We start from the raw sequence: 7631 nt of genomic DNA, 5'->3' as shown, positions 1-7631 counted from the left end.
CGTCCCTCCATGCGCCATGCTTCAAGGAAAACAAAAAAGCGTCGTGCAGGGTTCATCCCATACACGACACCGAATAATTCATAATCGGAGTGCGCATCACAACCACAACCATACAATAAATGTACGCTCCTCCCCTCTTGCCATGAGGCGGGAAAGCGCTTATAATAATGTATGTGTGGCACGGCCTTATGGCCGTTGTGTCGGGTGCCTAATCACCTGCGCAAGCCCGTAGAGGTTCGCAGCTCTGCGGGATGCTGCACTATTTTGTTTTCCTACTGGTAATTATATAGGTTTTGGGATGGAAGAACAAGAGGTTTTTATCAAAAGTGGGAAATTTTTTGTGTGGGGTAGTTGTATCGAATCATATTATGAAGACTCTTCTTTAAATAGTGTCTGTAAAATATAGTCAAGGCTACAAATTACATTAAATAGCTTAACACAATCAGCCTCGACAACTTTTCTTTTGGTTAATCCATGCATAAGCCAATTTCGTTCTAAAAAATATGGTTCTTCCTTGTCTCTATTCCCTTTGTCTTTACCAAAATGATATCCACTGTCAAAATAATTATTTATAAATCCATCAATAGCTGGCAGTAAGATAACTGTTTCGATATACCTATTTAAAGGTTCAAGATTTTTATTATAATAATCCTCTATTTTATTATGAACAGCTTTATCGAAAAAATTTGTAACTTTATAGAACCATCCCCCAATAGGGCTTTTTCGTATACTTTCTTCCAAGACTGCTGTTAATAACATTGCACAAGAAGTATAATAATGCTTTTCAAAAAGAATTTCTGCTTCATAAAACCAATCAGGCCTATTAACTCCATAGCGTGTACGTTCATTTATTCTTTTAAGTAACAAATAGTCATTTTCTAAGAAGTAGTCATTTATTTTTTCAGACTGATTATTAAATACCAACCCAAACCATGTATCATACCATTTTTCATTTTCACGAGGACGCCAATATGGAGAAATAACCCATCCTTCTTCGCCCAAGTATTTGCATTTAATACGTATTTCACTAGCCTTTTTATTACTCAAGCTCTGACCGATACCAGATAATTTTAATAACTTCTTTTGCTTTTTGATAAAATCTTTATTAGATAAATTTTCGTTGTTATATTCAAATATCATCCTAAACTCATGCAACGAAAAAACATATTCCTTTTCATCAACGAGGTTCATAGTATTTCCTCCTATAAAAAAATAGAGATGTATCTGCTTTATATGAAAACGGGGACACTTCTCAAAAAAACAGGCAATACGCTCACATGTTAAGGCAACAAAAAGGCTGGGCAAGCCTGATATAGCATGTGGTGTTGCTTTTCCGTAATCTCCACTTTTTGAGGAATGTCCCCGTTTCTTTAGATACCATTTGTTCAATGAACAGAGCATCTAAAAGAATTCTATGGGTTTAGCCAATCTCTATCAGGCCTAGTAATTAGCCTTGCATCTATATATGCCATATCCATTGTTAAAACAGTTCTGGCAAAATACTTTTTCCTTTCTTTATCCTTGTCCACAACCAAAGCGAGATCTGCGTTGTTATCACTCAACAAATTAAGTGGTAATAAAAGTTGTATCTTCCCTTCATACCAATGTGGAATAGCAATTTTATAATTACGCCTAATCCTATCTTTTAGTGATTCAATTGAACCTTTAAGAGCCACTAGCGCTAAGCGATCGTTGCTTTTCAAAGCTTCTGGCAACCTCTCTTTATTTTGCTCTATAATGTGTTTGTAATTTACGTCAATATCTCCCAAATTAAAATCAAATACTAAATCGCTTGGATCATCAATATATGTAGCTATGTCTGGACAAGGTTCAAATGGTTTTAATTTCCCTGAATATGATTCTGCAAAAGTGTAAAAAGTCCAATCGGGACTATCATATTCATTAGATTTCTTATTTTTGTAGAATGTTGCAAATATATCTTTCTCCTCATACGTCTGAAGTCCAGTGTTAAAACAAGATTTATCCCCATCGAAAGAATAAGAAATTAAATTTAGCTCCTGAGCTCTTAAAAAAGTATAATTTAGAAAATTAGTTAATATAGGGTATTTTTGATTAGAATACTCTTTTTTAAATTTTTCTGTTGCAAAATTCCAATCTTCCTTTTTACATATGGTGCCGTTAGCAATTGCTTCAAAAGGCGTTTCCCAATTCTCTCCATTCTTCGAATTAAATAAGAATGACGCAAATACTTCATTATTAGGTTGATCCTTATATCTTTTGAATAAGCCTTTATAAATCTTCATTTTATATTCCTCTCTCCAACCATAAATATAATAGATTCCTAGACATTATATTTAATACACCAACATTTCTACTATACTTTCATTATTATATTTCTTCAAACAAATGTCAACTCCGAATCCCAGTTATTACCCTGCACCCCACGCCTCCCCAGCCCTTATCAATTCCACCCGTAGCATGGGAGCGGCACGGACGCCGCTCCAGCCCGCATTGAGCAGGATGCGAATTGGGAGCGATAGCGGAGGCAGCCGTCCGGCGCTTGAGGACGCGGTGGAGGGGTGCCTAAGGAACATGGGCAAGAGCTGTTCCCCGACAGGACCCCGTGAGGCCGCTCACATAGCCCGCTTATAAGGAATACAGCAAAAAAGGCGACAGTAGAAAATAAGCGAAAACCCGCCCAAAGGCTACGGCCTGCCGCCGCTCCGGCATCATGGGGTACGGTTCCTCCGCTTTCCCTCCGGTCCTTCGCTCCGCTACGGAAGCGGACGAATCCGTCCCCAAGATTCCTCCGCTACTTTTATGGAACTTGACAGGCTTTCAAGCCCAAGAAAAGCCACAATGAGGTACACCAGGAAGGCGGGGACACTTCTCATAGTGTCTAGGAACAAGCAGGGACGGTTCTTGACTTGCGCTATTTCTTGCTCAAGATTCTGCTCACCCTTGATTCGCTTATGCCCCCAAAAAGCTTACCCAGCTCCTTCAACGTTAGAGACGAGCCTCTCCTCATCTCCTTCATAAGTTCATCCCTTAGTTTAATTTGCGATAGCATCTCCTCATACGCAAATCCTTCTCTGGATAAAATATCCTCCAATCTCTTTTTAGCTTGACTTAGAGTAAATACTGAGTCGTTGTTTTCTTCTCCATCTTTGCTTTCCTCTTCTATATCCATGACCTTTATACCCGAGTCCTCTTCTTTTGTAACATATTCAATGTAGCTTCTTACTGCTACACTTCGATTATTAGAAACAAAATCAAGTATCCTGCCCTTATCTACCAAACCTTTACTATCCTTTACCGAGCCTGTAAAAACTCCGCAGCTGCTCCATTTGTATTCAGACGGATCACTAGCCATTCCAGCCTTAACAGGGTTATTGTGGATATACCTGCTTACTTCCAAGAGATAATTATCATCATCAACCCGTTCGCTCTTGAATCGGTCTTGGAATAAATGGCCGCACCTTTTGTACGTATGATTGAAATAGTAGGCATAACTTATGTTGATGCTTTTAATAATCTGCGATATATCGTTTCCATTGTCGTTGATAAGCAAATGTACATGATTATCCATTATACAATAAGCATGCACCAGAAAGCCATATTTGCTTTTCATTCGCTCAAGCGTTTCTAAAAATCTCAATTTATCACTATCGCACAGGAATATATTCTTTCTCTCATTTCCTCGATGAATAACATGGTAAGTTGAAAATTCCCCTTTTACTCTTGCCTGTCTTGGCATTTATGTCACCTCCGTTTCATTTTGTCCATTTTATCATGACAAACAAAGCAAGTCAAGAACCGTCCCCACTTGCTATTGACGAAAGTATGATTTCGTACTATAATAAAGGTACGAAATCATACTTGGAGGTGTAGTAATGAATCAAAAGAGATTTGACGAAATCCATCGAATCAATTATTTGACTTCTGAAATGGAAGCACTGTATCATCAAGCATCCTTAAAGCTGGGCATTACAGATAGCGTTTCTATTGTCTTGTATACTATCTACGACACAGGCGAAATTTGCTTGCTCAGCGATATTTATAAGAAATCGGGAATCAGTAAGCAGACGGTAAACTCGGCTATTCGAGGTTTAGAGACTGATGGCATTCTATATCTGGAACAGTACTCAGGCAGAGCAAAAAAAATTGTCCTAACAGAAAAGGGTAAGGAATATGTGAATAATACTGTGGCGAAGCTCTACGAAGCGGAAGTACAGGCTTTTGAATCCTGGTCAACAGAAGAAATCAATACATACATCCGTCTGATGGAAAAATATGCGGATTGTTTTCGTAAGCAAATTGGTGCTTTATAAAGGAGAGAAATTATGAAAATTATTACTATCAGCCGTGAATTCGGATCCGGAGGGCGTGAACTCGGAAAGCGTCTTGCGAATATTATGAACTTTGATTATTACGACAGTGAGATTATTGCTGCCGTTGCTAAAAAAAGCGGGCTTGATCCAAATTATGTAGAAGACAAGCTAAACAATCACGGTTGGCATAATTTCCCTATTACTTTTCGAAGTACTATCGGTTCTGCGACATATATGCAATCAAGCAAGGTAGCTCTTCTGCTTGAGCAAAAAAGAGTGATTGAGGAAATTGCCACCTTGGGCAAGAATTGCATCATTGTAGGAAGAAATGCCGATGTAATCTTAAAGAAATACAATCCATTTAACATTTTTGTCTATGCCGCTGTGGAGGCAAAGATAAAGCGTTGTACGGAACGTGCTTCAGAGAGCAAACAACTTACAGAAAAAGATCTCGTTCAGAAGATGAAAGAGATCGATAAGATTCGCTCTCAGACAAGGGACATCCTTTCAGGCTCCGATTGGGGACAGCGTGATGCGTACCACTTAACAATCAATACAAGCGATTGGGATATTAAGGATTTGGCACCGGCTGTTGCAGCCTTTGCAAACAGTTGGTTTGGGAGGAAATCATGACGATACAGCTTTCAGATCGTTTTACCTACGGTAAACTAATAAAATTTACACTTCCGTCCATTGCTATGATGATTTTTACATCCATTTACAGCGTGGTGGACGGTTTCTTTATTTCTAATTTTACAGGCAAGGTGGCATTTTCCGCAGTCAATCTGATCATTCCCTTTTTGATGATCGTGGCAACCGTTGGCATCATGTTTGGCACCGGAGGAACCGCCATTGTTGCCAACACCTTTGGGGCTGGTGACAAAGAGAAGGCAAACAGATATTTTTCCCTGTTTGTGTATGTGGCTTTTGTTCTTAGCGTCCTATTCGCTATATTAGGATTTGTATTTATTCGTCCCATTGCTACACTGCTTGGCGCAAAAGGCGAGCTTCTTGGGCATTGCATTGTTTACGGACGAATCATTCTTATGACATTACCGTTTTTTGTGTTGCAGCTTCTGTTTCAGAGCTTTTTTGTAGCAGCGGAAAAGCCTCGGCTCGGCCTTTTGGTGACGTGTGCAGCCGGTGTTACCAATATGGTTTTGGATGCGGTTTTGGTGATTCTCCTGCCGCTGGAATATAAGCTGGCAGGAGCAGCTATTGCCACAGCTTTCAGCCAATTTATAGGTGGTGTTATTCCTCTTGTCTATTTTTATCGAAAAAACAGCAGTATTCTTCGCCTTGGCAAAACCAGCTTTGATGGCAAGGCTATTTTCAAGGCTTGTACCAACGGATCTTCGGAATTTATGAGCAATGTTTCCATGAGTATTGTGGGAATGCTCTATAACATACAGCTTCTGAAGTTCGCCGGAGAAAACGGCGTGGCAGCCTACGGTGTCATGATGTATGTCAGCATGATTTTCTCGGCTACCTTTATAGGCTACTCTATCGGAGCATCCCCTGTAATCGCTTATCACGATGGCGCAAGAAATCACGACGAACTCAAGGGGCTTTTGAAAAAGAGCCTTCGTCTACTTGGTGTCAGTGGAATCGTTATGGTAACTGCCGCACAGCTGCTTGCTGTTCCGTTGGCACAAATATTTGTGGGCTACGACAAGGAACTGGTGGATCTGACTGTTTCCGGGTTCCGTATTTTCGCCATTGCATTTCCCTTTATGGGTTTTGTCATTTTCGGTTCAGGCTTCTTTACTGCTCTGAACGATGGACTAACATCCGCTTTGATTTCCTTCTTGCGTACATTGGTGTTCCAAGTCAGCGCCGTTTTGCTTCTCCCAATAATTTGGGGAATTGATGGTATTTGGATTTCCATTGTTGTGGCTCAAGTGGTGGCGGTTGTGTTTACAGCAGTATTCCTTATCGTAAAGCGAAAAAATTATCATTATTAAGCAAAAGGAGCGTCATATATGAATTTTAAGTTATTACCTGTCAGTCAAGAAGATTTACCAAATTACAAAAAGGATATGCAAGAGGCTTTCCAAAAAGGAGCAGCAGCGGAATTTTCTGATTTGGACACAGAGATACTTCCTGAAAAGGAAATTGACCTTGCATTATCAAAAAAAGGGGCATTTGCTTACAAAGCGGTTGTGGATGGTGAAATGGTCGGTGGGGCTATCGTTGTAATTGACGAAGAAACACAACACAATCATCTTGATTTTCTCTATGTAAAATATGGAACACAGAGTCGTGGTGTGGGACAGGCTACTTGGAAAGAGGTTGAAAAGCTGCACCCTGACACAAAGGTTTGGGAAACCATTACCCCATATTTTGAAAAGCGAAATGTTCATTTTTATGTGAATCGCTGCGGCTTTCACATAGTAGAATTCTTTAATCCCCAACACAAAGACCCCAATACACCTGAAGATATGGTAGGCGGAGATTATTTCTTCCGTTTTGAAAAGAAAATGTAAAGACAAGCAGGGGCGGTTCTTGACTTGCGCTATTTTTTGCTCAAGATTCTGCTCACCCTTGATTCGCTTATGCCCCAAAAAGCTTACCCAACTCCTTCAAAAGCGGGGCCACTTCTCAAAAAAACGGGTAATACGCTCACATGTTAAGGCAGCAAAAAGGCTGGGCAGGCCCGATATAGCATGTGGCGTTGCTGCTAGATAATCTCCGTTTTTTGAAACCGGCATTGAATCAAAGCTTATTATTTATTAAAAAAGCTTCCAATTCTTCTATGGTCTGCCTGCCGACAACATGCTCCATCTGTCAGGCATCTTTTTTGGAAGCATAATAATCAACTCCCAGTATTCTTATAAGAAATTCTTTAATAATAATGTGACGGCTTCGCACTTTTATGGCGTTAACTTGTCCAATTGCTGTCAACTGTACGGTTCCATATCTTTTTTTAGTCACCATAAAAACCGGGGACACTTCTCAAAAAACGGACAGAGAAATGTCCCTGTTTCCTTTTGTGTCTCTGCCGTCCCTTGCCGCTTTTGAATGACCAAAACTGGCGGAAAAGTCATCATTCAGACGCCATGAAGGCTTCCGCCGCTAGCAGCCCCCAATGCGTATCCGTGCGCAATGGGGACTGCTCCTGCATCCGTGCAGTCGCCACGCTATGGGATGAATTTATGACCCTCCTGACCTCCCTTGCAAGCCTTATTTTTCCATGCAGCCGTGCTTCATGAGCCCGAGGCGTATGAGGCTTGCTGCCGCCATCCGGTCTGTGACGGAGGACTTGTATCCGCTGCTGTAGCATTTGTCCTCCACATCCAGTATCATGTCCTCCAGCTCAAGTGCCGCCTCAGGATTGCC

At 40.6% G+C, this 7631-nt stretch carries 7 protein-coding genes; 4 read left to right on the top strand and 3 right to left on the bottom strand.

Features of this window, described 5'->3' with window-relative positions:
- Positions 1-366 precede the first annotated feature (366 nt).
- From DFR58_RS21300 to DFR58_RS21290, 3 genes are all read right to left on the bottom strand, one after another.
- Complete coding sequence (locus tag DFR58_RS21300; RefSeq protein ID WP_114300451.1) at positions 367-1191, bottom strand: hypothetical protein; 825 nt, start codon at positions 1189-1191, stop codon at positions 367-369.
- 221 nt (positions 1192-1412) lie between these two features.
- Positions 1413-2264 carry a DUF3825 domain-containing protein gene (locus DFR58_RS21295; RefSeq protein ID WP_114300449.1) on the bottom strand — a complete coding sequence of 284 codons (852 nt, stop codon included), beginning with the start codon at positions 2262-2264 and terminating at the stop codon, positions 1413-1415.
- Between the two features lie 629 nt (positions 2265-2893).
- Entirely contained in the window at positions 2894-3718 is an 825-nt protein-coding gene (locus DFR58_RS21290; protein WP_114300447.1) for a transposase, read from the bottom strand.
- Between the two features lie 136 nt (positions 3719-3854).
- Here DFR58_RS21290 and DFR58_RS21285 point away from each other — a divergent pair, with 136 nt between their 5' ends.
- Genes DFR58_RS21285 through DFR58_RS21270 form a run of 4 tightly spaced genes read left to right on the top strand, consistent with a single transcriptional unit; the run spans position 3855 to position 6778 of the window.
- Positions 3855-4292 carry a MarR family winged helix-turn-helix transcriptional regulator gene (locus DFR58_RS21285; protein ID WP_114300445.1) on the top strand — a complete coding sequence of 146 codons (438 nt, stop codon included), beginning with the start codon at positions 3855-3857 and terminating at the stop codon, positions 4290-4292.
- A gap of 12 nt (positions 4293-4304) precedes the next feature.
- On the top strand, positions 4305-4925 hold the full coding sequence (locus DFR58_RS21280; RefSeq protein ID WP_114300443.1) for a cytidylate kinase-like family protein: 621 nt from the start codon (positions 4305-4307) through the stop codon (positions 4923-4925).
- A complete protein-coding gene (locus tag DFR58_RS21275) occupies positions 4922-6256 on the top strand; it encodes an MATE family efflux transporter (protein ID WP_207659315.1) in 1335 nt (444 codons plus the stop codon). Before DFR58_RS21280 ends, DFR58_RS21275 begins: the two co-directional genes overlap by 4 nt.
- A gap of 18 nt (positions 6257-6274) precedes the next feature.
- The gene (locus tag DFR58_RS21270; RefSeq protein ID WP_114300441.1) at positions 6275-6778 is read left to right on the top strand and encodes a GNAT family N-acetyltransferase; all 504 of its coding nucleotides are present in this window, start codon (positions 6275-6277) and stop codon (positions 6776-6778) included.
- Positions 6779-7631: the final 853 nt, after the last annotated feature.

The organism is Anaerobacterium chartisolvens (genome assembly GCF_003337415.1).
GTDB classification, from domain to species: domain Bacteria; phylum Bacillota; class Clostridia; order Acetivibrionales; family DSM-27016; genus Anaerobacterium; species Anaerobacterium chartisolvens.
The sequence above is the reverse complement of the archived record's forward strand: the minus strand, read 5'-3'. Positions and strand labels throughout refer to the sequence as shown.

Excerpts from the sequence above, each read along its gene's own strand:
- DFR58_RS21285 (WP_114300445.1), top strand. The coding sequence starts at position 3,855 with ATGAATCAAAAGAGATTTGACGAAATCCATCGAATCAATTATTTGACT.
- DFR58_RS21275 (WP_207659315.1), top strand. The coding sequence starts at position 4,922 with ATGACGATACAGCTTTCAGATCGTTTTACCTACGGTAAACTAATAAAA.
- DFR58_RS21280 (WP_114300443.1), top strand. The coding sequence starts at position 4,305 with ATGAAAATTATTACTATCAGCCGTGAATTCGGATCCGGAGGGCGTGAA.
- DFR58_RS21290 (WP_114300447.1), bottom strand. The coding sequence starts at position 3,718 with ATGCCAAGACAGGCAAGAGTAAAAGGGGAATTTTCAACTTACCATGTT.
- DFR58_RS21295 (WP_114300449.1), bottom strand. The coding sequence starts at position 2,264 with ATGAAGATTTATAAAGGCTTATTCAAAAGATATAAGGATCAACCTAAT.
- DFR58_RS21300 (WP_114300451.1), bottom strand. The coding sequence starts at position 1,191 with ATGAACCTCGTTGATGAAAAGGAATATGTTTTTTCGTTGCATGAGTTT.
- DFR58_RS21270 (WP_114300441.1), top strand. The coding sequence starts at position 6,275 with ATGAATTTTAAGTTATTACCTGTCAGTCAAGAAGATTTACCAAATTAC.